Annotated in this window: 21 protein-coding genes; 10 read left to right on the top strand and 11 right to left on the bottom strand. The window is 44.5% G+C overall.

Annotated features, from left to right (window positions below):
- The first annotated feature begins 8 nt into the window (after window positions 1-8).
- Window positions 9-692 (top strand): hypothetical protein, encoded by a 684-nt coding sequence (locus OA79_RS06260; RefSeq protein ID WP_063332363.1) that lies wholly within the window; start codon window positions 9-11, stop codon window positions 690-692.
- Window positions 693-768: 76 nt separating this feature from the next.
- On the opposite strand, the gene OA79_RS06255 is transcribed toward OA79_RS06260, so the two are convergent.
- The 4 genes from OA79_RS06255 to OA79_RS06240 form a co-directional block, all read right to left on the bottom strand.
- Window positions 769-1,881, bottom strand: a complete 1,113-nt coding sequence (locus OA79_RS06255; RefSeq protein ID WP_063332362.1) for a TRAP transporter substrate-binding protein — start codon at window positions 1,879-1,881, stop codon at window positions 769-771.
- Between the two features lie 153 nt (window positions 1,882-2,034).
- Window positions 2,035-3,147: a TRAP transporter substrate-binding protein gene (locus OA79_RS06250; RefSeq protein WP_063332361.1), complete on the bottom strand. Its 1,113-nt coding sequence runs from the start codon at window positions 3,145-3,147 to the stop codon at window positions 2,035-2,037.
- Window positions 3,148-3,457: 310 nt separating this feature from the next.
- Window positions 3,458-4,570 carry a TRAP transporter substrate-binding protein gene (locus tag OA79_RS06245; protein WP_063332360.1) on the bottom strand — a complete coding sequence of 371 codons (1,113 nt, stop codon included), beginning with the start codon at window positions 4,568-4,570 and terminating at the stop codon, window positions 3,458-3,460.
- 261 nt (window positions 4,571-4,831) lie between these two features.
- Window positions 4,832-5,890, bottom strand: coding sequence for a Gfo/Idh/MocA family oxidoreductase (locus tag OA79_RS06240; RefSeq protein ID WP_063332359.1), 1,059 nt, complete (start codon window positions 5,888-5,890; stop codon window positions 4,832-4,834).
- Between the two features lie 149 nt (window positions 5,891-6,039).
- Here OA79_RS06240 and OA79_RS06235 point away from each other — a divergent pair, with 149 nt between their 5' ends.
- From OA79_RS06235 to OA79_RS06225, 3 genes are all read left to right on the top strand, one after another.
- Window positions 6,040-6,309, top strand: coding sequence for a CopG family ribbon-helix-helix protein (locus OA79_RS06235; protein ID WP_063332358.1), 270 nt, complete (start codon window positions 6,040-6,042; stop codon window positions 6,307-6,309).
- Window positions 6,309-6,590 (top strand): type II toxin-antitoxin system RelE/ParE family toxin, encoded by a 282-nt coding sequence (locus tag OA79_RS06230; protein WP_063332357.1) that lies wholly within the window; start codon window positions 6,309-6,311, stop codon window positions 6,588-6,590. The genes OA79_RS06235 and OA79_RS06230 overlap by 1 nt, the downstream gene beginning before the upstream one ends.
- Window positions 6,591-6,659: 69 nt before the next feature.
- Entirely contained in the window at window positions 6,660-7,556 is an 897-nt protein-coding gene (locus OA79_RS06225; protein ID WP_082825396.1) for a DUF2971 domain-containing protein, read from the top strand.
- A 117-nt stretch (window positions 7,557-7,673) separates the two neighbouring features.
- Here the strand turns inward: OA79_RS06225 and uvrD are convergent, their stop codons facing one another.
- Window positions 7,674-9,887, bottom strand: coding sequence for a DNA helicase II (gene uvrD / locus OA79_RS06220; RefSeq protein ID WP_063332355.1), 2,214 nt, complete (start codon window positions 9,885-9,887; stop codon window positions 7,674-7,676).
- A 292-nt stretch (window positions 9,888-10,179) separates the two neighbouring features.
- Between uvrD and OA79_RS06215 the strand changes: the two genes are divergently transcribed.
- The 3 genes from OA79_RS06215 to OA79_RS06205 all read left to right on the top strand — a co-directional run bounded on the left by OA79_RS06215 (window position 10,180) and on the right by OA79_RS06205 (window position 12,618).
- On the top strand, window positions 10,180-10,374 hold the full coding sequence (locus OA79_RS06215) for a PA3496 family putative envelope integrity protein (protein ID WP_063332354.1): 195 nt from the start codon (window positions 10,180-10,182) through the stop codon (window positions 10,372-10,374).
- A gap of 273 nt (window positions 10,375-10,647) precedes the next feature.
- Window positions 10,648-11,844 carry an amino acid aminotransferase gene (locus OA79_RS06210; RefSeq protein WP_063332353.1) on the top strand — a complete coding sequence of 399 codons (1,197 nt, stop codon included), beginning with the start codon at window positions 10,648-10,650 and terminating at the stop codon, window positions 11,842-11,844.
- Between the two features lie 150 nt (window positions 11,845-11,994).
- Window positions 11,995-12,618: a DsbA family protein gene (locus OA79_RS06205; protein WP_063332352.1), complete on the top strand. Its 624-nt coding sequence runs from the start codon at window positions 11,995-11,997 to the stop codon at window positions 12,616-12,618.
- A 20-nt stretch (window positions 12,619-12,638) separates the two neighbouring features.
- On the opposite strand, the gene OA79_RS06200 is transcribed toward OA79_RS06205, so the two are convergent.
- Window positions 12,639-14,264, bottom strand: a complete 1,626-nt coding sequence (locus tag OA79_RS06200; protein WP_063332351.1) for a GntR family transcriptional regulator — start codon at window positions 14,262-14,264, stop codon at window positions 12,639-12,641.
- A gap of 111 nt (window positions 14,265-14,375) precedes the next feature.
- On the opposite strand from OA79_RS06200, the gene OA79_RS06195 reads away from it, so the two are divergent.
- Together OA79_RS06195 and OA79_RS06190 are read left to right on the top strand one after the other, a co-directional pair.
- On the top strand, window positions 14,376-15,593 hold the full coding sequence (locus tag OA79_RS06195; RefSeq protein WP_063332350.1) for an aminotransferase class V-fold PLP-dependent enzyme: 1,218 nt from the start codon (window positions 14,376-14,378) through the stop codon (window positions 15,591-15,593).
- Between the two features lie 6 nt (window positions 15,594-15,599).
- Complete coding sequence (locus OA79_RS06190; RefSeq protein ID WP_063332349.1) at window positions 15,600-16,007, top strand: SufE family protein; 408 nt, start codon at window positions 15,600-15,602, stop codon at window positions 16,005-16,007.
- 146 nt (window positions 16,008-16,153) lie between these two features.
- On the opposite strand, the gene yqfB is transcribed toward OA79_RS06190, so the two are convergent.
- Both yqfB and tcdA read right to left on the bottom strand, forming a co-directional pair.
- Window positions 16,154-16,471, bottom strand: a complete 318-nt coding sequence (yqfB, locus tag OA79_RS06185; protein ID WP_063332348.1) for a N(4)-acetylcytidine aminohydrolase — start codon at window positions 16,469-16,471, stop codon at window positions 16,154-16,156.
- A gap of 3 nt (window positions 16,472-16,474) precedes the next feature.
- On the bottom strand, window positions 16,475-17,254 hold the full coding sequence (gene tcdA, locus OA79_RS06180) for a tRNA cyclic N6-threonylcarbamoyladenosine(37) synthase TcdA (protein ID WP_063332347.1): 780 nt from the start codon (window positions 17,252-17,254) through the stop codon (window positions 16,475-16,477).
- Window positions 17,255-17,375: 121 nt separating this feature from the next.
- Here tcdA and OA79_RS06175 point away from each other — a divergent pair, with 121 nt between their 5' ends.
- Window positions 17,376-18,116 (top strand): TrmB family transcriptional regulator, encoded by a 741-nt coding sequence (locus tag OA79_RS06175; protein ID WP_063332346.1) that lies wholly within the window; start codon window positions 17,376-17,378, stop codon window positions 18,114-18,116.
- 94 nt (window positions 18,117-18,210) lie between these two features.
- Here OA79_RS06175 and OA79_RS06170 read toward each other — a convergent pair whose 3' ends face one another.
- The 3 genes from OA79_RS06170 to atpG all read right to left on the bottom strand — a co-directional run bounded on the left by OA79_RS06170 (window position 18,211) and on the right by atpG (window position 20,959).
- A complete protein-coding gene (locus OA79_RS06170; protein ID WP_063332345.1) occupies window positions 18,211-18,630 on the bottom strand; it encodes a F0F1 ATP synthase subunit epsilon in 420 nt (139 codons plus the stop codon).
- A gap of 64 nt (window positions 18,631-18,694) precedes the next feature.
- Window positions 18,695-20,071 carry a F0F1 ATP synthase subunit beta gene (atpD, locus tag OA79_RS06165; protein WP_063332344.1) on the bottom strand — a complete coding sequence of 459 codons (1,377 nt, stop codon included), beginning with the start codon at window positions 20,069-20,071 and terminating at the stop codon, window positions 18,695-18,697.
- Between the two features lie 27 nt (window positions 20,072-20,098).
- Window positions 20,099-20,959: a F0F1 ATP synthase subunit gamma gene (atpG, locus tag OA79_RS06160; protein ID WP_063332343.1), complete on the bottom strand. Its 861-nt coding sequence runs from the start codon at window positions 20,957-20,959 to the stop codon at window positions 20,099-20,101.
- Window positions 20,960-20,970 lie beyond the last annotated feature (11 nt).

Here is a 20,970-nt window from a genome sequence, read left to right as displayed (position 1 = left end):
AGACAGACATGACAATCGTAAAACCTATTCAAATTCAGGTCGCGCAAGCTGTGTTCGAAAAATGGGACATGTTGGGTGTTCATGGTCGTGCAGAAAAACTGCTACAAAGCCTGTATGCCTTTACCGCCGAGCAAAAGCAAATGGCGACATGGCAGATTGAAAATGCCCGTAAAGAAATCGCTGAAACTCGCATCATGCCGGGACCAACCGGTGAAAGTAACGAACTGTCCAACCAAGGACGAGGCGCTTTCTTATGCTATTCCGAGATCTCCTCCGATAAAGCCAAGGTTGGTTTGGTTGGACAAGTTTTTACGGCATTAATCGCTGGTAATCCAGTTATTACGGTTGGCCCAGAAGGTCAGCAAATCATGGATTACATTGCGCCTTTTGTCCCGGAAGGGGTGATTCAGAACATTGCCGAGTCCGCTAAAGATTCACTCATTGAAGCCGACGATCTAGCTGGCGTGGCCGTATTGTGTGAACCAGCACAAGCCATGGTATTGAATCAGACACTCGCCGCCAAATCTGGACTCATTTGTCAGTTGGTTGCAGAAACAGAGAGTGAAAAATTGTCGACCATCGCCAAGCCGCACTACATACTTCGCTTTGTGACAGAACGCACCGTGTCGAACAATACAACAGCGATCGGTGGTAATGCGACTCTATTAGAACTGGGTAGCATGAACGACTAAGCAAGGCTCAGCATCAAAAAGCCCCTGTTGTCTCAGTGACAGCAGGGGCTTTTTAGTCTCTCGCTTGTTTCATTCTCTAATTCATAGCACGAGAGTTAATGTAAGCTCGTTCAGAGACTTGGTGCCATGCTCTTACTTTCTGGTTAAAGGCACTAAACGAGTCATACACCTTTTGACTCATAGGATCAGCTGCCGCGACCTCTTCTAATGTTTCAATGGAAGCGGTCTTTAAAGCTGATAAAACTTCATCTGGAAAGCGTTTCAAAATAACCTGATGATCGTTCACTAACGTTTCTAAGGCGGCATTATTTCTCGCGGTAAACTCATCCAACATCACCGCATTGGCTTGACGGGTTGCCGCACGGACAATCAATTGCAAGTCTTTCGGTAAGGCCTCAAATGCCTCTTTGTTATACAGCGCTTCCATCGTAGAACCAGGCTCATGCCAACCTGGGAAATAGTTATATTTCGCCACTTTATGTAAACCAAATGCCAAATCATTATAGGGACCAACCCACTCTGTTGCATCGATTGCTCCCGTCTGCAGGGAGGTAAATATTTCCCCACCAGGCAAATTAACCGGAATCCCACCCACCTTCTTCAAGACTTCTCCTCCCAAACCAGGCAAGCGCATTTTTAGTCCTTGGAAATCCTCTAATGAATTGATTTCTTTGTTGAACCAACCGCCCATTTGTACGCCCGTATTACCAGCCGCCATTGGGATTAGATTAAAGGGTGCGTAAATCTCTTCCCACAAAGACAAACCACCACCATAGTGAAGCCAAGAATTCATTTCTTGTGCTGTAAAACCAAACGGTACCGCGGAGAAAAACTGTGAAGCCGGTACTTTTCCTTTCCAATAAAAAGCACCACCATGCCCCATCTGAGCCGTACCACGCGATACCGCATCAAATACTTCCAATGCTGGAACCAACTCACCTGCAGCATATACTTTTACGGTTAAACGCCCGTTAGACATCGCTGTAATACTGTTTGCCAAACCTTCCGCCCCTGTCCCCAAACCTGGAAAGTTTTTCGGCCAAGTTGTCACCATTTTCCAATGAATGACCTCTGCGTTTGAGTCTGACTTAGCGGTTTCTTTGGTCTCTTCAGAACCACCACAAGCGACCAATAGCAAACTTGTCATGGCAATTAGGCATCCTTTAATCAAGCTGTTTACTACGTCCATTTATAAAACCTTCTTATTTTGTCTAACTTTTAAATATTACATTACGTATGACGACCACGAGTATATGGCCAGGTCCCTAAAGAAAAAGCTCTGCTATCTTAGATAACAGAGCTTTTATACGCTCATCTATAGGATTTACACCGCTAGAATAACTTAATCAATTTCACGAGCATTGATGTAAGCACGCTCAGAGACTTCATGCCATGCTCGAACTTTGCTACCAAAGTCTTTGAAGGAGTCATACACTTTTTGGCTCATTGGATCAGCCGCCGCCACTTCTTCTAGTGTCTCAGCAGACGCTTTTTTCAGAGCAGACAACACATCTTCTGGGAAAGGTTTTAAAGACACATTGTGATCATTCACTAACGTTTGCAATGCTGAGTTGTTCAACGCTGTAAACTCATCCAACATTTCAGCATTGGCCTGACGAGCTGCCGCGCGAACAATCAACTGTAAATCTTTCGGTAGAGCTTCAAACGCTTCTTTATTAAAGATGGCTTCCATCGTAGAACCTGGCTCATGCCAACCTGGGTAGTAGTAGTATTTCGCCGCTTTGTACAAACCAAAGGCTAGATCATTGTATGGGCCAACAAACTCGGTCGCATCAATCGCCCCTGTCTGTAGGGAAGTGAAGATTTCGCCGCCAGGTAGGTTAACGGGAATACCACCGACTTTTTTCAATACTTCGCCACCCAAACCAGGGATACGCATTTTTAAGCCTTGGAAGTCTTCTAGAGAGTTGATTTCTTTGTTGAACCAACCACCCATTTGTACGCCCGTGTTACCAGCCGCCATTGGGATTAGATTAAACGGTGCGTAAATTTCTTCCCACAGTGCTAAGCCGCCACCGTGATGAATCCAAGAGTTGATTTCTTGGGCGGTGAAACCAAAGGGAACCGCTGTGAAAAACTGTGCGGCTGGCGCTTTGCCTTTCCAATAATACGCCGCGCCATGACCCATCTGAGCCGTACCGCGAGACACGGCATCAAATACTTCAAGTGCCGGTACTAATTCACCCGCTGCGTAGACTTTAATATTGATACGACCATTGGACATTTCATTGATGCTTTTCGCTAGGTTTTCAGCACCCGTTCCCAGACCAGGGAAGTTCTTTGGCCAAGTGGTGACCATTTTCCAATTGATAACTTCTGCTTTGGTTTCCACTTTTGCGGTTTCTTCCGCTTTCTCAGAACCACCACAGGCTACTAAAGTCGCCGTTGTTAAGCCGAGCAATGCCAACTTACTCCAGGTTTTTATTTTACTCATTCGTTATCCCTCAAGAGGCTAGTTTCACTTATTTTTATAGGACTTAGCTTGGTAAAAAATCTATTTATGCAACCCTAATCACATGCCTGCCTTTAAATATGTAAAAAACAGGACTCGATAGACACATTTTATGCACTAAGTGATTGAGATAGTATGAATTGCTGAGCCTGCTCTCAAGGCCTTTTTGTTATTTATTGTTGATTTAGAGGATTTTTTTGGCGTAAAACAAAAAACGCCTTCCTCAACAGAGAAAGGCGTTTTCGTTTATCACTGGAATGGTTGGCTGAAACGGCCAACCTAAAGTGGATATCTATTCAGCCGCACGAGCATTAATAAACGCTCGCTCAGACACATCGTGCCAAGCGCTGACAGAATTTAAGAAGGTTTTAAAGGATTCATAAACCTTCTGACTTTGCGGATCTTGTGATGCCACTTCAGCAATGGTTTCGTAAGATGCCTTTTTAAGCGCTAACAATAAATCCGCAGGATAAGCCTTCAACACCACATGATGTTCATTAATCAGAGTCTGTAGGGCCGCATTATTACGAGCGGTAAACTCATTGATCATGTCTAGGTTCGCTTGCTTCACAGCAGTACGAACAATGGCTTGTAAATCAGCAGGAAGCGCTTCAAACGCTTCTTTATTGAAAAGAGCTTCTACCGCAGAGCCTGGCTCATGCCAACCAGGGTAATAGTAGTACTTAGCCGCTTTGTATAAGCCAAACGCTAAATCATTGTAGGGACCAACCCACTCGGTGGCATCAATGGTTCCAGTTTGCAGCGCGGTAAAGACTTCGCCACCAGGCAAGTTAACCGGCATCGCACCGACTTTCTTCAAGACTTCGCCACCTAAACCAGGCATACGCATTTTCAGGCCTTGAAAATCTGCTAGGGAGTTAATTTCTTTATTAAACCAACCGCCCATTTGCACGCCAGGATTGCCCGCTGCCATTGGGATCAAGTTGAATGGAGCATATAACTCATCCCACAATTCTTGACCACCACCGTAGGCCACCCAAGAATTGAATTCTTGGGCCGTTAAACCAAACGGTACCGTGGTAAAAAACTGCGCCGCTGGCACTTTGCCTTTCCAGTAATAAGACGCACCATGGCCCATTTGCGCTGTGCCACGAGACACCGCATCAAATACTTCTAGTGCCGGTACTAATTCGCCCGCCGCATAGACTTTGATGTCCAATCGCCCATTCGACATCAACTTAATGTTGTCAGCCAAGGCTTGTGCACCTGTGCCTAAACCTGGGTAATTCTTTGGCCAAGTGGTGACCATTTTCCAGTGAATGGTTTTCGCTTTCTGTTCTGCTTGCGCAGTGTCTTCTGTTTTTTCAGCGCCGCCACAAGCGACTAAAAGAAGGGCGAATAAACCAGCGAACGCTAATTTGCCCATGACCATTAATTTACGCATTTTTTTCCCTTAGGAAGCCAGTTACTTGATTATGATGAAATGCTGTCTGTGACATGTCAGTGTGATGTCGTCATCACCAAACATTGAGATAGGTCGAATCAATAGAACACCCTAAATGCGCCATCGATTGTATTTTTATTATAAGATCAGACAGAAAAGTGCCCTTTTCACGCAAAAACACAAAAAGGGCGACAGATAATAAGAATTGTAGGAATTTTGCTCAACCTTTTTTGAACAAAAAGTCAGAATTTAAGCGTTTTCCTAAAATTGAGCAGTGTAATGCCATGAGACACGTTGCCCTGTCTCGGCTGATTGCTCAGCTAAACAAAGCAAATAGATCAATTGACAAGCTTCCGTCATGGGCACAGGGGCATCCGCTTGACCTAAGATAGCTTGTCTTAATTGCGCGTAAAATGACGCGTATTGTCCCGCTGTCGAGGCTTCTACTATGGTCTCAATATCCTCTTGAGTATGAGCAATGAAACGTTTGTTCATCTGTTGTTGAGCTTGCGATGGAAAATCTTCTTGCCAAGGCATTTGACCTGCTCTCAAAGCCTCTTCTTGCGGATCTAAACCAAGACATTGCCAACTGCCCTTGTTAAACCTGGCGTTAAAGCGACGCATATCTCCCGCTTCAAACGGTGTTGAGGCCAAACGAACCCTTTTGTCTTCATAACCCAGTTCCACTTCAAACCAATCATGGGTTTGACTCGCTTCTCGCAAACGATCAATGCTGGCATGCAGCCATTTTGGAGGACCAAACAAAAACAACGCCTGATCTAATAAGTGCGGCCCGAGATCCCAAAAAATCCCCGTCCCAACTCCCGGCTCTTCACGCCAGCGAGATTGAGGAAACGGGCGAAAGCGATCAAAGCGAGAATCTAAGTGCTTGAGTTCACCCAACTCACCACTGTCGATAAGAGACTTTAATCTCAGTAAATCACCATCAAAACGGCGATTTTGATACACACAGAAGATCAAGCTTTTTTGCTTAGCAAGGGTACAGAGAGACTCTATTTGTTTAACACTGGTAACAGATGGTTTTTCCAATAAAACATGCTTGCCATTTTCCAAAGCCTGTTTGGCTTGATCAAAGTGCAACTGATTCGGTGTCGTAATCACCACTAAATCCACATCTGATGCCGTAAAGATGTCTTCTGCCGCCGTCACAACCGCCACATCTGGCCAAACGGCTTTGACTTCGTCCGCTTTAGAGCTGCAAACATAAGCTAACGACATGTGTGGATCATTTGCCACAAAAGGCGCATGAAACACCCGGCCAGACAAACCAAAACCAATCAAACCAACACGAATCGCCATGTCACACTCCTAATAACTAAATACTTACAACTCTAAACAGTCTACAACCAATTAAAAAAATTTGCTGCAATTAAAAAAATACAAACTAAACTATGATGTATTACAGTGTATTTTTTGTATTGTAGATTATAAACGAGAGTATAAATGATATGAGCGTCACAACAGTAAGACTACAAGATGATACTGAGCAGCGCTTAGAGATAATTGCTAACAAACTACAACGAAGCAAAGGCTGGGTAATCAATCAAGCTTTAATTGAGTATCTTGAGAAGCAGCAGCTAGAACAAGAACGTTGGCAACAAACTCTAGAGGCGATGGAATCCGCTGCAAAAGGAAAAGTGGTCGCGGGCAAAGAAGTTCACGAATGGCTAAACAGCTGGGGAACAGATAACGAACAGGACGCACCGAGGGTAAAATAATGGAACTGGTTTACACGGAAGAAGCCATTAACGACTTAAAACGGTTGCGTGATTTTATAGCTAAACACAACCCAAATGCAGCGTTACGAGTAGCACAAGAACTCATTAGTAAAATAAATCTACTCGTGGATTTTCCTCATATCGGAGCCGCTGTTAAATTAGCGCCGTCACCAGAAACAGTAAGAGATATGATATTTGGCAATTACATTGTGCGTTATTCCATTCACAGAGAAATAATCATCGTACTTCGTATCTGGCATGGGTTTGAGGGTGAACGTTAAACCTACAGCAACCATCATTTCCCTAAATTAGTCTTCTATAAATATATTTTAGGTATAACCGTCCTAGCTATGAAATTATATAAATATTTATCAAAATCTGTTTCTTCAAAGTTCCTAAAAGATCCTTGGTTAAGGGTCACCCCAAGGTCAGGACTAAACGACCCCTTTGAAGTTTCCATCACTGAATCAACTACGCAATCAATAGGTCAACTTGCCATAGCGCATAACAACCCTTTAGGAAGTGATTTTGCTAGAGAGTTAAGTAAATTTATGGATGGGCATGGAGTTATTTCATTAACCGAATCACCAGATAATCTATTGATGTGGTCTCACTATGCTGAAGATCATCAAGGCATTGTAATAGAATTGGATATTGATCAATTAGATCCTTTTCAATTATTCAATGTAGCCCACATAGCAACTAGCTCTGATGCAATGTTCGACAAAGTTAATTATCGAAAAAAGCGTCCTTATGATGGTTCATTTCTGGCGACCTCTGTTCAAGAAATTGCGAAATACTACTACTTAACCAAATCCGACGAATGGATGTACGAAAAGGAGTGGCGATATATCATCCCCTTTACTAGCGCCAATAGAGTGTATGTCGATACTAAAAACGAAAAAGGTATGGCGCTATTAAGACAAAAAGGTATCGATAGCCCAAAAGTAGAAAATGATATTTTCGATGCCACTCTTCTATTTCAGGGGGATTCTAACCAAGAGTTTTGGTGGGATGTATTTAGAAATAGCAATGAAAACGGTTTTATTTTTGGCATTGCACTCGCTCCCCGAAGCTTAAATAAATTAATCTTAGGTTTAAACACCAAAATAGATACATTAAAACAATCACTTCAAGAATCAGATCCAAGAATATTTTGGAGCTCCTATGATCAAATATTTTTAAATGCAGTGAAAGCGGAAAAAGATCCAGATCGATTCGAAATTTTTTTCAATGAATATAAATGAGTTTAATCTCTTCATGTCTACCTAATTTGTGCTGACGCGTTGCTCCCGAGGGGAGACAGGCGCAAGCAAAAGAGATCACCTACAATCTATGTAAGTGATCTCTCGAATACTTAAAACCTAAAGCACTTCCAATTTGGCGAAAGACAGCACCAACCACTTACTGCCTTCATCATCAAAGTTAACCTGCACACGAGCTTGTGGCCCTTGACCTTCATAATTCACCACTAAGCCTTCACCAAACACGGGGTGTTTCACACGATCCCCCATGCTGACATTCACTTCTGGTGCTTGATAACGGTTTAAGACACGGCTGTTTTGCAGCTTTTCTTTCTCTGATTGGTAGTCTGGACGCTGTAAGGACACTGGACGGCTGATCTGCGAACGCAGACGCACCTCTTGTAAACAGTCTTGTGGTATTTCTTTGATAAAGCGAGAAGGACTGTTAAAGGATTCACTGCCAAACAAACGACGTGATTCAGCGTAAGTAATGTATAGCTTTTCCATCGCTCGGGTGACACCGACGTAGCACAAGCGTCGCTCTTCTTCTAAACGACCAGGCTCTTCAAATGACATCTTACTGGGGAAAACGTTTTCCTCGACGCCCGTTAAGAATACCAGAGGAAACTCCAACCCTTTTGCCGAGTGCAAGGTCATTAGTTGCACGGCATCTTGATATTCGTCCGCCTGCTGATCGCCTGCATCCAATACCGCTTGATCTAAAAAGGCCATCAGAGGCGAACTAAATTCTTCCTCTTCGTCGTTCCAACTAAAGCCACCAGCGGCACCGACTAGCTCTTTTAAGTTCTCAATACGTGCTTCGCCTTTCTCCCCTTTCTCTTTTTCATGGAAAGGAATCAAACCTGCTTCATCGATGATCTGTTCAAAAATGTCATTCAAATTCAGATCAGGCTGCTGAACCGTCGTACTGAGACCTTCGATCAGATGCAGAAAGACTTTGATGGCATTGGTAGCACGAGCCGGCATAAGAGACTGTCGCACCACTTCTTGCGCAGCTTGCCACATAGAGCAACCTTGATCACGCGCGATCTCTCTTAACGTACCAATACTGCGCTCACCAATACCACGAGGCGGTACATTCACCACTCGCTCCATGGCACCATCATCGTTCGGATCGAGTGCTAAGCGAGCATAGGCTAAGGCATTTTTTATTTCTAATCGGTCGTAAAATCTGTGTCCACCATAAATACGATAAGCAATCTGTTCCCTAACAAGGCATTCTTCAATCACCCGAGACTGAGCATTGGAACGGTATAGAATCGCCATGTCAGTGAGCGATGTTCCCTTATCTCGCCATTCTTTAATGATGCCTAAAATGAAGCGCGCCTCATCTTGTTCATTAAAACCCGCGTAGACAGAAATGGGCTCCCCTTCACCGCTGTCGGTCCACAGTTCTTTGCCTAATCGATCATCATTATGTTGAATCAAACCGTTGGCCGCGTTCAAGATATGGCCAGTGGAACGGTAATTCTGCTCCAAGCGAATGGTCTGAACATCGTCAAAGTGCTTACTAAAGTTATGAATGTTTTCGATTTTCGCCCCACGCCAACCGTAAATTGACTGATCGTCATCCCCAACAGCCGTGATCGTACCTTGATCGCCAACCATGACACGTAGCCAAGCGTATTGAATGGTGTTGGTATCTTGAAACTCATCCACTAAAACGTGGCGGAATCGCTCTTGGTAGTGACGTAGTAATGCTGGCGTACTGAGCATCAACTCATGGGCGCGCAGTAATAATTCACCGAAATCTAACAATCCACCTCGTTCACAGGCTTCTTCATAATGGTAATAAAGCTCGCGCATGCCTTTTGTGAAAGGGTCATGACTGTCAGGCACATGCGCAGCACGACGGCCTTCATCTTTTTGCCCGTTAATAAACCAGGCGACTTGTTTGGGTGGCCAGCGGGTATCATCAATGCTTAACTCTCGCATGATGCGCTTAATCAACCGCAGTTGGTCATCACTGTCCATGATCTGAAAGTTTTCTTTCAATCCAGCATCACGCCAATGGGCGCGTAATAGACGGTGTGCTAGTCCATGAAAGGTTCCCACCCACATACCTTGCGGAGGTACGCCAACCAGCTCTTCAATCCGCCCTTGCATTTCTCGAGCCGCTTTATTGGTAAAGGTCACCGCCATCAAGCTGTATGGAGACAGCTCATAAGCGTGCATCAGCCAAGCGATGCGATGTACTAATACTCGAGTTTTTCCTGATCCAGCCCCAGCTAATACCAAGCTGTTTTGCAATGGTGCTGCCACCGCTTCGCGTTGCTTGTCATTCAATGAATCCAGGATAAAAGAAACGTCCATTACCGTCCGCCGTGATTAAATTAATGTGTTTGTCATAAAAAACGTGTAAAAAATAGGTTGATTTTTGAACGATTTACGTTTTTTATACGTTTTTAGGGTAGGTACAAATAAGCGCCACTGGCGATAGCAATCATTTTCGCACTGTTCTGACCCCCATAGGGATCGGCGTGTGGATTGCCCTTTATTCGCACCTTCCTTAACTAAGTTGTCTGTCTATTTTGACTTTTTTCAACGATTGATGACAGTACTCTGTGCATTTCTACGTCATCGAAAGGCTAGAAAGGGGGTTACGATGAGCAATTTGTCTGAAACACTAACCGAAGTAAAAACAGATATTCTACACGCTTCGATTAGTTTGGATAATGAAAAAAAACAGCGCAATCAAAAGGATGATGCCGCTAGAATGCTGAAAGCAAGACGTGCGATTGAACAGCATCTAGAACAGAAACGCTTATATCACGACATATCTAATGGTTGGGACGATTAAATTAATCCCCCCCTTTTCAAACATACCTAGCCCTAACCTAATCTAGGCTCAGCGTGCTAGAAGCCTTGTTAACCAAGCCTACTTGGCTCTTGGAGAGCTCGCTTTACCATAAAAAAACAAGCTCTAACGTTAAATGACATTTTGATACAGTAATTCCACCTGCTTTTTGACCTCATTTATAGCGGTTACTCACGTCTTCGAGTACCATATGTCTGATTTTTAATATCTTCTAATCCATAATAAAAAAGAAAATAACCCTCTTGGGGAGTTAACATGTTTGAACATATCCAAGCTGCTCCAGCGGACCCAATTTTAGGTCTGAACGACGCTTACAAAAAAGATCCCAACCCAAACAAAATTAACCTTGGTGTTGGTGTGTATAAGGATGAACAAGGCCACACGCCTATTCTAAAGGCTGTAAAACAAGCGGAAGAGCGTTTGTTGTTCCAGGAAAAATCAAAAACCTATTTAAGCATTGAAGGTAGACCTAACTACCGCAGTGCCGTACAAACCTTATTGTTTGGTGAAGGTCACCCGATTATTAGTAAGCAACTTGCTCAGACTGCCCATACTCCTGGTGGTACTGGCGCCCTTCGCGTTGCGGCTGAATTCATTAAAAAACACCTTCCTGAAGCCACTATTTGGGTCAGCAACCCAACATGGGCAAACCACCAATCGGTTTTCCAATCAGTCGGTTTAGAAGTAGGCAGTTACTCGTACTATAACGCTGACAGCAAAACATTAGACTTTGAAGCCATGCTCGCTAGCCTATCGCAAATACCTGAAGGCGATGTGGTGTTATTTCACGGCTGTTGTCACAACCCAACCGGTATCGACCCAACGCCAGAGCAGTGGTATCAGTTAGCGAAGCTCTGCAGTAAGCAAGGTTTCTTAGCACTGTTTGATTTTGCTTACCAAGGTTTCGGACAAAGCTTAAACGACGATGCTCAAGGCCTAAGAACCTTCTTGGATCATGTGCCTGAAATGATGATTGCCAGTTCTTTCTCTAAGAACTTTGGCTTATACAATGAACGTGTTGGGGCATTAACCATTGTCTGTGAAACCAGTGAGCAAGCAGAATCGGCTTTCACTCAAATCAAGCGCTGTATCCGCACCAATTACTCGAACCCGCCTTCTCATGGTTCAGCGGTGGTTGCTGAAATTTTGAACGACGCTGAGCTGTATGCTTTATGGGAGAGCGAACTGGATACCATGCGCACGCGAATTCATGAAATGCGCAGCCTGTTTGTGAATACCTTGAGAGCGAAAGGCGTAGAACAAGATTTTTCTTTCATCTCACAGCAGCAAGGTATGTTCTCTTTCTCTGGATTAACGCCAGATCAAGTCAACCAATTGCGTAATGAGTTCGGTATTTACATTGTCGGATCTGGGCGTATTAACGTAGCGGGTATGACGCACGATAATATGGCCCCTTTGTGTGAAGCCATTGCTCAAGTAATCAAAGGCTAAACACGGCCGAAGCTAAAATAAGTCTGAGAAGCGGTCATCGGTTTAAAACGGATGGCCGCTTTTTTGTTTCTCTTCTGGTTCATATTTGCTAATTTGTCATGCCGTATTTTTTATTGGCGTAACCACAGTTCGTCTATAGAGGAAAGCAAAATGACCGCTACACTGATTTATTGTTATGACCCAATGTGCAGCTGGTGTTGGGGGTTTCGCCCCACTTGGAGCAAGCTCCAAAAAGCACTTCAAGGGCTCATTGACGAGGAAAAATTATCAATACAGCCGATGCTAGGCGGCTTAGCTGTCGATTCTGATGCGCCCATGCCAAATAACATGCGTACTAAGTTACAAGCTACTTGGCAAAACATTCACCAACAACTCGGCACAGAATTCAATTTTGACTTTTGGCAACAAAACGAGCCAAGACGCTCTACTTACCCAGCTTGTCGTGCCTGCTATGTGGCACGGGATTTTGGTTTGGAAGAAGAAATGTATCATGCTATTCAGCATGCCTATTATTTGGACGCTAAAAACCCTTCTAACCTAGAGACCTTAACCGAATGCGCTGAACACATAGGATTAAAAGCCGAAGGTTTTCAGAAAGCCATGATGCACGTAGAAAAAGAAGCTTTGTTGGAAGAAGAAATAGAGCAAGCAAGGCACTTACATCTAAACTCTTTCCCTTCATTAGCTTTATTAAAAGGCGATCAATTAATTTCCATTCCGTTGGATTATCAAAACCATTTGAGCATGCTTGAGAGCATTAAAAAGGCGCTTTAAGCGCCTTAATATTGATGCGATTAACCAAAATCATGATTAATTAAATCCAACATAGGATTATAGAGAGGTTCAGGTGCTTTTCTTTCTTCTTCCGACCGACTCTTATCCTGGGACGTCTCAACTTCTTGCTGATCTGCTGACGGTTCCGTTGTTGCGTTAACGTGATCTTCTGTGGATGACTCTTGTTTCGTTAAAGCGTCTTGTGGCAGCTCGGAAGTCACTTCAACATTGATGTCAGAAGCGACTTCCGACATCCCCAAGTCAGGCAATAAGTAATCTTTTAAAAGACTAACAGCCGACGTGACGTCGTCCACCGTCACATTCAATGCGAGCCAGTGATCTGCGTCTTGCTCTGGGCTTAATAAACCACCAGGGACAATGACATGACGAAAGCTCGCAATCAAAGCAGGCATGGTCTCTTTATTGACCGGTTTTGCTAAGCGCATCCATAACGCCATCCCACCTTTACCGCTGACCAGACTAATCTGGTCTCCTAATTGTTCGTCTAAATAGGCTTTGATGCGTTCCGCATTCGCCCAAACGTCCCTTGCTCGACGCGTAATAGACGCTTTACTGTTGATCTTAAGCATGTCACTAAGGCAAGCCTGCTGAACATCATTCAAGGCCATGTCTGCCGCTAAGAAAGCCCCATCCAATACTTCATGATGACGACCCGGTAAACACCAAGCCATTGTCATCTCAGAGGCCTTATTCTCGACACCGCCAATGTACACAATGTGATCCGATTGATCTAAAGACTTATAGGTGAGTAATGGCCCGCTGCGATAAGCTAAATGTGAACACAGGTCCCATTCAATAACCGGTAATTGAGTCTCTTCGATAATGGCTAACCAACGACGTAAGCTCAAATTGCTGATCAATTGCCCTGCAGGGAAAGCAAACTGACCAGGCAAAACAATGAGTTTGATCGGCTCTTCTCGCAAACAACGAATGGCCAAATCCAAATCCACGCCACGATCACCAGCCGTGATGGTAATGACACGACGGCCCAAGCTTTGTAGAGTACTGGTCAATCTAGGATCACAAGGTGTGATGACTAAAACCGACTCCCCTTTCTCGGTCAGTGTTTGAATACTTTGGGTCAACATCGCCAGCGGGGAGCGCCCTAACCAAAGTTGGGAAGCTCTGGATTTCATGCCCATGTCTTTTAAGTAATCATTAACTACTTCCCTGACCGACAAATGGCCTTTGCCCAAGACAGGCAAAGCATCGTCTTCTTGTTTAGACGAGGTTTGGCCATAGGCACTGGCTTGATCCACAAGAGCACCGTGGTGAGCTAAACATGCCCAAGCGGATTTTGTGTCTTGTCCTGTTGAGACATGTGGAGACTCGCCAGCAAGTAACAAAGCGGGTTTCACTTCGCTTCGATGACAGACAAAATAGCCAGATTTAGGGCGAGACTCGATCCAACCGTCTTTGGTTAATAATTCATAACCATGAATGACCGTATTTAAACTGAGTCCAAGCTGCTTAGATAAAGCGCGCAGTGACGGCATTTTATCGCCAGGATTGAGTGCATCTTGCGATACTTGCTCCAAAAACCAGTCCACGACACCTTTATATAAAAAATCCGCCACCGCTTTGTACCTTTTTAAGCCAATGAATTTATAACTGTTATCAATCATTATCTCTGTCTAAAAAAAACGCAAGTAAAAGGCCATTAATTCCTGAATTTTATGGCTATTAAGGTACAATTTTACGGATGTTTTCTAAGAATATACCGATATTAGGCAGTTATGGCATTCGACCCTCTTTCCATTCGTTCGCAGTTTCCTATTTTGGCTCAACAGGCCTACGACAACCCTCTTATTTATTTGGATAACGCGGCCACCACACAAAAACCATTAAGTGTGTTAGAAGCCATGCAAAACTATTACTTAACCGCCAATGCGAATGTTCATCGTGGCGCCCATTATTTGAGTGATATGGCCACGGACCAGTTTGAAAACGCACGTCAGCGCGTAGCGCAATTCCTTAATGCGCCAGAACAAAGTCAGGTTATTTGGACAAAAGGCACCACCGAATCCATTAATCTTGTGGCCTATGGCTTAGAGCACCTGATTCAAGCCGGTGACGAAATACTCATCACCAGTTTAGAACATCACGCTAACCTCGTGCCTTGGCAGCAACTGGCGTTTCGCACAGGCGCACGACTGCGCGTATTGCCTTTAACATCAGATGCTCAATGGCAAGAGGAATTGACTCACTACTTTACTGAACGCACTAAGATTTTTGCCGTCACACAAGTCTCCAATGCCATTGGCGTTCACACGCCCATTGAGACACTTATCCAGCAAGCCAAACAACATGGCGCCTTTACCCTAGTAGATGGCGCGCAAGCCGTGGCACACTATCCAGTGGATGTGACTAAGTTAGATTGTGACTTCTATGTGTTTTCAGGCCACAAAATGTATGGCCCAACCGGTATTGGCGTGTTGTACGGTAAACACCACGCTTTAGAAGTGTTAATGCCTTACCAAACTGGCGGCGAAATGGTGTCTAAGGTGTCTTACCAAGCCACTGAATTCAATGTCTTACCTTATCGTCTTGAAGCGGGCACTCCCCATATGGAAGGTGCCATAGGTTTGGCCACCGCCTGCGACTTTATCGACCAACAAGACAGACAAAGCATGCTAGCTTGGGAACAACAGCTTGCGAATCATGTATGGGTGACCCTACAAAAAGCCGCTAATGTGGAAATATACTCTCCTGAGCAGCACACCACATTGGTGTCGTTATCTGTACCCAATATTCATACATTGGATCTCAACGCCTATCTGGATAGCCAAGGTATCGCTGTTCGAGCAGGTAGCCACTGTGCCCAACCCTTGATGGCACAACTTGGAGTGTCCGGAACATTGCGAGCCTCTTTCGCCTGTTACAACACCATGCAAGAAGCCAATCGCTTCTGCGATGTCCTTCTAGAAGCCATAGATCTATTAAACGACGAGTAACAAGCAATGACCGACTCTTTAGGACAACAAAAGGCAGTAAACATAAAAGCCCAACTACAGGCTTGCCGAAGCAAAGAAGACACTTTCAAAGCATTAGTAACGTTAAGCAAAACCTTAACGCGCTTGTCCGCCGACGAAAAAATCGAAGAAAACAAAATAAAAGGCTGCGAAAGCGCTGTTTGGTTAATCGTTGAAGAAAAAGGCAATGAACGCCACTTCAAAGCCGACAGCGACGCCAAACTCATGCGTGGCGTACTCGTTGCCATCTTGAGCTTAGTACAAGGAAAAACACGAGCCGATATCCAACAAATAGATCTCAAAGCCGAACTGGCAGAACTCAACTTGTCTCATTATCTAACCAGCTCACGGACCAATGGCGTATTGGCGATTTTGGACAGGATAACATCTCACTAAAATCATTCATTATCATCCTGCTTTAAGTTATTAATCTTGGTTTTACCTAAGATTTTCAGTAGCACATGACAGCAAGATATTAATATTGGATACAAGATGTCAGGCGAGACATTCTTTGTCGTAGATGAGCAGAATCAGTTTGTTTGTCATGCATAAACCAGCTGATAAGAGATCAAATACAACTGTTGAATCCCTGGGTAAATGTTTTGAATCACTTCCCTTAATTCAGCCAGCGTCATGTTTTCTTGCTCGGCATGATAATCCGTTAAAGCGTCAAACAAGACAGGCTCGACAGACACTATTTTTAATCGACAAAATTCACGACCACCTTCGAAAGTAGATACAGTCACTACAGAATCAGGAACATAGTGCTTTTCAGCGTCATCACGCAAAGTAATGGTCTTTTTGCCAGATAGAATATCGGCCTCAAAGCGTTCAAAGAAAGTCATTGTGGTCGGTATCATTACTTAGTCCACCTTGTGAGCCAGTTTCTTAAGCACTCGACTCACCGCCACAAAACCAAAGGTCGCTGTGACCACAGTACTGGCACCAAAACCCGTATCACAGTTCATCTTGGTTTCTGTATCCCCTTTTTGTCGAGATTCAGAAACGCTTCCATCCAATTGCGGGTATTTTAGCTGTTCAAGGGAATAAACACATTCAATCTCAAAGCGTCGCTTGGTATTACGAGGAAAGTTATAATGGCGGCGCAGATAATTTCTCAACTTGGCCGCGAGCGGATCTTGTTCGGTGCGTGATAAATCCGCGATTTGGATTTGTGTTGGATCAATTTGTCCGCCAGCACCACCAACTGTAATGATTTTTCGCTTGTTACGCTTACACCAAGCCACCAGAGCCGCTTTTGGCTTAAGACTGTCAATGGCGTCAATAATGTAATCAGACGGCTCAGAGAGCAGTTCAGCAAGGTTGTCTGGAGTAATGAAGTCCTCAACACAAGTCACCTGACAGTCAGGGTTAATCAAGGCGATGCGTTCTTGCATGGCATCCACTTTGGCTTTACCAACGTTGCCCTCTAACGCATGAATTTGACGATTGGTGTTGGTCACACACACATCATCCATATCGATCAAGGTAATACGACCAATACCGGAGCGCGCTAACGCTTCTGCCGCCCACGAGCCCACGCCGCCAATCCCGATGACACAAACGTGCGAGCGCAGGAACGCTTCATAAGCCAAAATGCCATACAAGCGGCGAATGCCACCAAATCGTTGTTCATCTGTCACTTTTCTCTCCAAACTTTTCTCTGTACGCTTTGTCTATCGCATGGACAATAGACCTGCGTGTCACGCGTATTCGGTGTATTCTACTCACTTATTTGTTTTTAATCAGGTGTCCTTATCCGCCATGAGTCAAGATGCGTTTGAACAACTCGGACTAACTGCACGAGAAACTTTGCTTTATCAAACCCTATTAAAATTGGGGCCGTCATCGATTCGAGATATCGCGGAACACAGTGGTGTGAACCGTGGTAGTGCTTATGAATCCTTAAAGCAATTGCAAAGCAAAGGCGTTGTGAGCTACTTCCCCAAGGGGAAACGCCGCTTTTTCTCCGCTGAAAGCCCAGACATTTTACTTGATCTGGCTGAGGAAAAACGTCAACGTTTGGACAAAACCATTGAATCGTTAAAAAACACCATTATCCCAAATTTGCACCAGCAACAGCCGGACTATCATCAGACTAATGTGCGTTATTATGAAGGAGATGATGGCATTGAATGGGTTTTGCGGGACATTTTAAACGTAGTTTCCGAGCAGGATAACAAAGAATATTGTGTCTTTTCATCCAAACCAATAAGACCGTATTTGTATCGCCCTTTTCCAAATTATACCAAGCAACGAATTAAGCTGGGGATCAATGTAAAGGTTATCGCTTTAGGTGACGGTGGTGAAGATGCGGAGCTGTCCGAACGTAAATGGATTAAAACAGAAGGGGCGGTTGACGCCAGTTACATTGCTATTTATCCACCAAAATGTGCCATTATTTCCCTCGCCAGCAATAATTTTCCATCGGCCGTGGTACTGGAATCACAGGACATAGCAAAGGCCCAACAGATCATTTTCGATACCTTATGGAGAATGCTATAACCCCATTTGGTTCGGCTAATAAGTCATAAAAAAGTAAGACATAAAAAAAGCAGCCCTTAGGCTGCTTTTTTTGACGCTTACTCAACCATTTCGATTATTTATGATCACGAAACTGTTGAAGTGTACGCAGACGAGCAACGGCTTCTGCCAACTCAGCTGTCGCACGAGTGTAGTCAACATCAGGTTTTTGATTCGCTAAAAGCTCTTTAGCATGCGCCTGAGCTTTTAGTGCTGCCTCTTCGTCCAGATCATTGGCACGAGTGGCGGTGTTAGCCAAAACAGTAACGCGGTGTGGCTGAACTTCTAGGAAGCCGCCAGACACAAAGATAAACTCTTCATCACCGTTTTCTTTAACCACACGAACAGGACCTGGTTGCAGAGTAGTCAACAATGGCGCATGACCAGGCATAATGCCCAGATCGCCATAGCTGCCTGCAGCCACAAGAGACTGAACCGTACCGGAAAAGATCTCTTGCTCAGCGCTTACGATATCGCAGTGTACTGTGATAGCCATAAGTTGCCTCTCTTAGTCATGCTTAGCAAAAGTGCTCAAACAGCACTCTTGCTAGGCGTAATGGTTAAAGTTTCTTAGCTTTCTCGACCGCTTCGTCGATGCTACCAATCATGTAGAAGGCTTGCTCTGGAAGCTCATCGTACTCACCGTCAAGAATGCCTTTAAAACCACGAATGGTTTCTTTCAAAGAAACATACTTACCAGGTGCGCCAGTGAAGACTTCTGCTACGAAGAAAGGCTGAGACAAGAAACGTTGGATTTTACGAGAACGGTTAACCGTTTGCTTATCTTCTTCAGATAACTCGTCCATACCCAAGATTGCAATGATGTCTTTTAGCTCTTTATAGCGTTGCAATACCATTTGAACACCACGTGCTACGTCATAATGTTCTTGACCGATAACCAATGGGTCAAGCTGACGAGAAGTACTATCAAGAGGGTCAATCGCAGGGTAGATACCCAAAGCAGCGATATCACGAGACAATACAACAGTCGCATCCAAGTGAGAGAAAGTCGTCGCTGGAGATGGGTCAGTCAAGTCATCGGCTGGTACGTATACCGCTTGTACCGATGTGATAGAACCCGTCTTAGTTGACGTAATACGCTCTTGTAGTACACCCATCTCTTCAGCAAGAGTTGGCTGGTAACCTACCGCAGATGGCATACGACCTAGCAATGCAGATACTTCCGTACCAGCAAGCGTATAACGGTAGATGTTATCTACGAAGAAAAGTACGTCACGACCTTCGTCACGGAATTTCTCTGCCATAGTCAAACCAGTCAAAGCAACACGTAGACGGTTACCTGGTGGCTCGTTCATCTGACCGTATACTAGAGATACTTTATCGATTACGTTCGAATCCGTCATCTCATGGTAGAAGTCGTTACCCTCACGAGTACGCTCACCAACACCAGCGAATACAGAGTAACCGCTGTGCTCGATCGCGATGTTACGGATAAGTTCCATCATGTTTACGGTTTTACCTACACCGGCACCACCAAACAGACCAACTTTACCACCCTTCGCGAAAGGACATACAAGGTCGATTACCTTGATACCCGTTTCTAGTAGTTCATTACCAGATGCTTGCTCATCGTAAGAAGGAGCAGAACGGTGGATAGACCAACGTGCTTCTTCGCCGATAGGGCCTTTTTCATCAATTGGGTTACCTAGAACGTCCATAATACGTCCTAGTGTTTGAGTACCAACTGGGACAGAAACAGGGTGACCAGTATTTGTTACTGGAAGGCCACGCTTCATACCATCAGTGGAACCCATGGCGATGGTACGAACAACACCGTCGCCTAGCTGTTGTTGAACTTCCAACACCAACTCTTTTCCCTCGATTGTGAGGGCGTCGTATACTTTTGGCACATTATCACGTGGGAATTCCACGTCGATAACCGCACCGATAATCTGTACGATTTGTCCGCTACTCATGTTCGGATCCTCTTAATACCTAATACCTTAAACCGCTGCCGCGCCGCTGACTATCTCAGAAATTTCCTGAGTAATCGCTGCTTGACGAGCCTTGTTGTACACCAGCTGTAATTCATCAATGATATCACCAGCGTTGTCCGTTGCATTTTTCATCGCAAGCATACGAGCTGCTTGTTCACATGCAATGTTCTCAACCACTGATTGATACACTTGAGATTCAATATAGCGAACCAATAACTCGTTCAAAATTTCAACGGCTTCAGGCTCATAGATGTAATCCCAGTGGTGCTGTAACTCTGTATTCTCTTCCGCTTTTAATGGTAAAAGCTGCTCAACTGTTGGCTTCTGAGTCATGGTATTCACGAACTCATTAGAAACCACAAACAATTGATCAATTCGACCATCATCGAAAGCGTCCAACATCACCTTCACACTACCAACAAGATCGTCGGCTTTAGGCGCATCACCTAAACCAGTGTGGGCTGCTGTGACATTTCCGCCGTAGTTGCGAAAGAATGAAACGGCTTTTGAACCGATCGCACAGATGTCAACTTCAACACCTGAATCAGCAAACTGTTTCATATCTCTAATAGCAGCTTTAAACACGTTTACGTTTAAGCCACCACACAAACCACGATCAGAAGAGATTACGATATAACCAACACGCTTCGCCTCACGCTCGGTAAGGTAACGGTGTTTATACTCAGGATTCGCGTTGGCCAAATGACCAACTACTTGGCGAATTCGTTCCGCATACGGACGAGAAGCGGCCATACGATCCTGAGCTTTACGCGTCTTACTAGCGGCCACTTTTTCCATGGCACGAGTAATTTTACGCGTATTGTTAATGCTCGAAATCTGAGTACGTATCTCTTTTCCGACTGCCATAATAGAACTGC

Source organism: Marinomonas sp. TW1 (genome assembly GCF_001625355.1).
Taxonomy (GTDB): Bacteria; Pseudomonadota; Gammaproteobacteria; order Pseudomonadales; family Marinomonadaceae; genus Marinomonas.
The sequence above is the reverse complement of the archived record's forward strand: the minus strand, read 5'-3'. Positions and strand labels throughout refer to the sequence as shown.

Coding starts and splice junctions, on each gene's coding strand:
- OA79_RS06255 (WP_063332362.1), bottom strand. CDS start 1,881: ATGGACGTAGTAAACAGCTTGATTAAAGGATGCCTAATTGCCATGACA.
- yqfB (WP_063332348.1), bottom strand. CDS start 16,471: ATGATACCGACCACAATGACTTTCTTTGAACGCTTTGAGGCCGATATT.
- OA79_RS06190 (WP_063332349.1), top strand. CDS start 15,600: ATGACCGACTCTTTAGGACAACAAAAGGCAGTAAACATAAAAGCCCAA.
- OA79_RS06230 (WP_063332357.1), top strand. CDS start 6,309: ATGGAACTGGTTTACACGGAAGAAGCCATTAACGACTTAAAACGGTTG.
- OA79_RS06205 (WP_063332352.1), top strand. CDS start 11,995: ATGACCGCTACACTGATTTATTGTTATGACCCAATGTGCAGCTGGTGT.
- OA79_RS06250 (WP_063332361.1), bottom strand. CDS start 3,147: ATGAGTAAAATAAAAACCTGGAGTAAGTTGGCATTGCTCGGCTTAACA.
- OA79_RS06240 (WP_063332359.1), bottom strand. CDS start 5,890: ATGGCGATTCGTGTTGGTTTGATTGGTTTTGGTTTGTCTGGCCGGGTG.
- atpG (WP_063332343.1), bottom strand. CDS start 20,959: ATGGCAGTCGGAAAAGAGATACGTACTCAGATTTCGAGCATTAACAAT.
- atpD (WP_063332344.1), bottom strand. CDS start 20,071: ATGAGTAGCGGACAAATCGTACAGATTATCGGTGCGGTTATCGACGTG.
- OA79_RS06200 (WP_063332351.1), bottom strand. CDS start 14,264: ATGATTGATAACAGTTATAAATTCATTGGCTTAAAAAGGTACAAAGCG.
- OA79_RS06245 (WP_063332360.1), bottom strand. CDS start 4,570: ATGCGTAAATTAATGGTCATGGGCAAATTAGCGTTCGCTGGTTTATTC.
- OA79_RS06170 (WP_063332345.1), bottom strand. CDS start 18,630: ATGGCTATCACAGTACACTGCGATATCGTAAGCGCTGAGCAAGAGATC.
- OA79_RS06260 (WP_063332363.1), top strand. CDS start 9: ATGACAATCGTAAAACCTATTCAAATTCAGGTCGCGCAAGCTGTGTTC.
- uvrD (WP_063332355.1), bottom strand. CDS start 9,887: ATGGACGTTTCTTTTATCCTGGATTCATTGAATGACAAGCAACGCGAA.
- OA79_RS06195 (WP_063332350.1), top strand. CDS start 14,376: ATGGCATTCGACCCTCTTTCCATTCGTTCGCAGTTTCCTATTTTGGCT.
- OA79_RS06215 (WP_063332354.1), top strand. CDS start 10,180: ATGAGCAATTTGTCTGAAACACTAACCGAAGTAAAAACAGATATTCTA.
- OA79_RS06235 (WP_063332358.1), top strand. CDS start 6,040: ATGAGCGTCACAACAGTAAGACTACAAGATGATACTGAGCAGCGCTTA.
- OA79_RS06175 (WP_063332346.1), top strand. CDS start 17,376: ATGAGTCAAGATGCGTTTGAACAACTCGGACTAACTGCACGAGAAACT.
- OA79_RS06210 (WP_063332353.1), top strand. CDS start 10,648: ATGTTTGAACATATCCAAGCTGCTCCAGCGGACCCAATTTTAGGTCTG.
- OA79_RS06225 (WP_082825396.1), top strand. CDS start 6,660: ATGAAATTATATAAATATTTATCAAAATCTGTTTCTTCAAAGTTCCTA.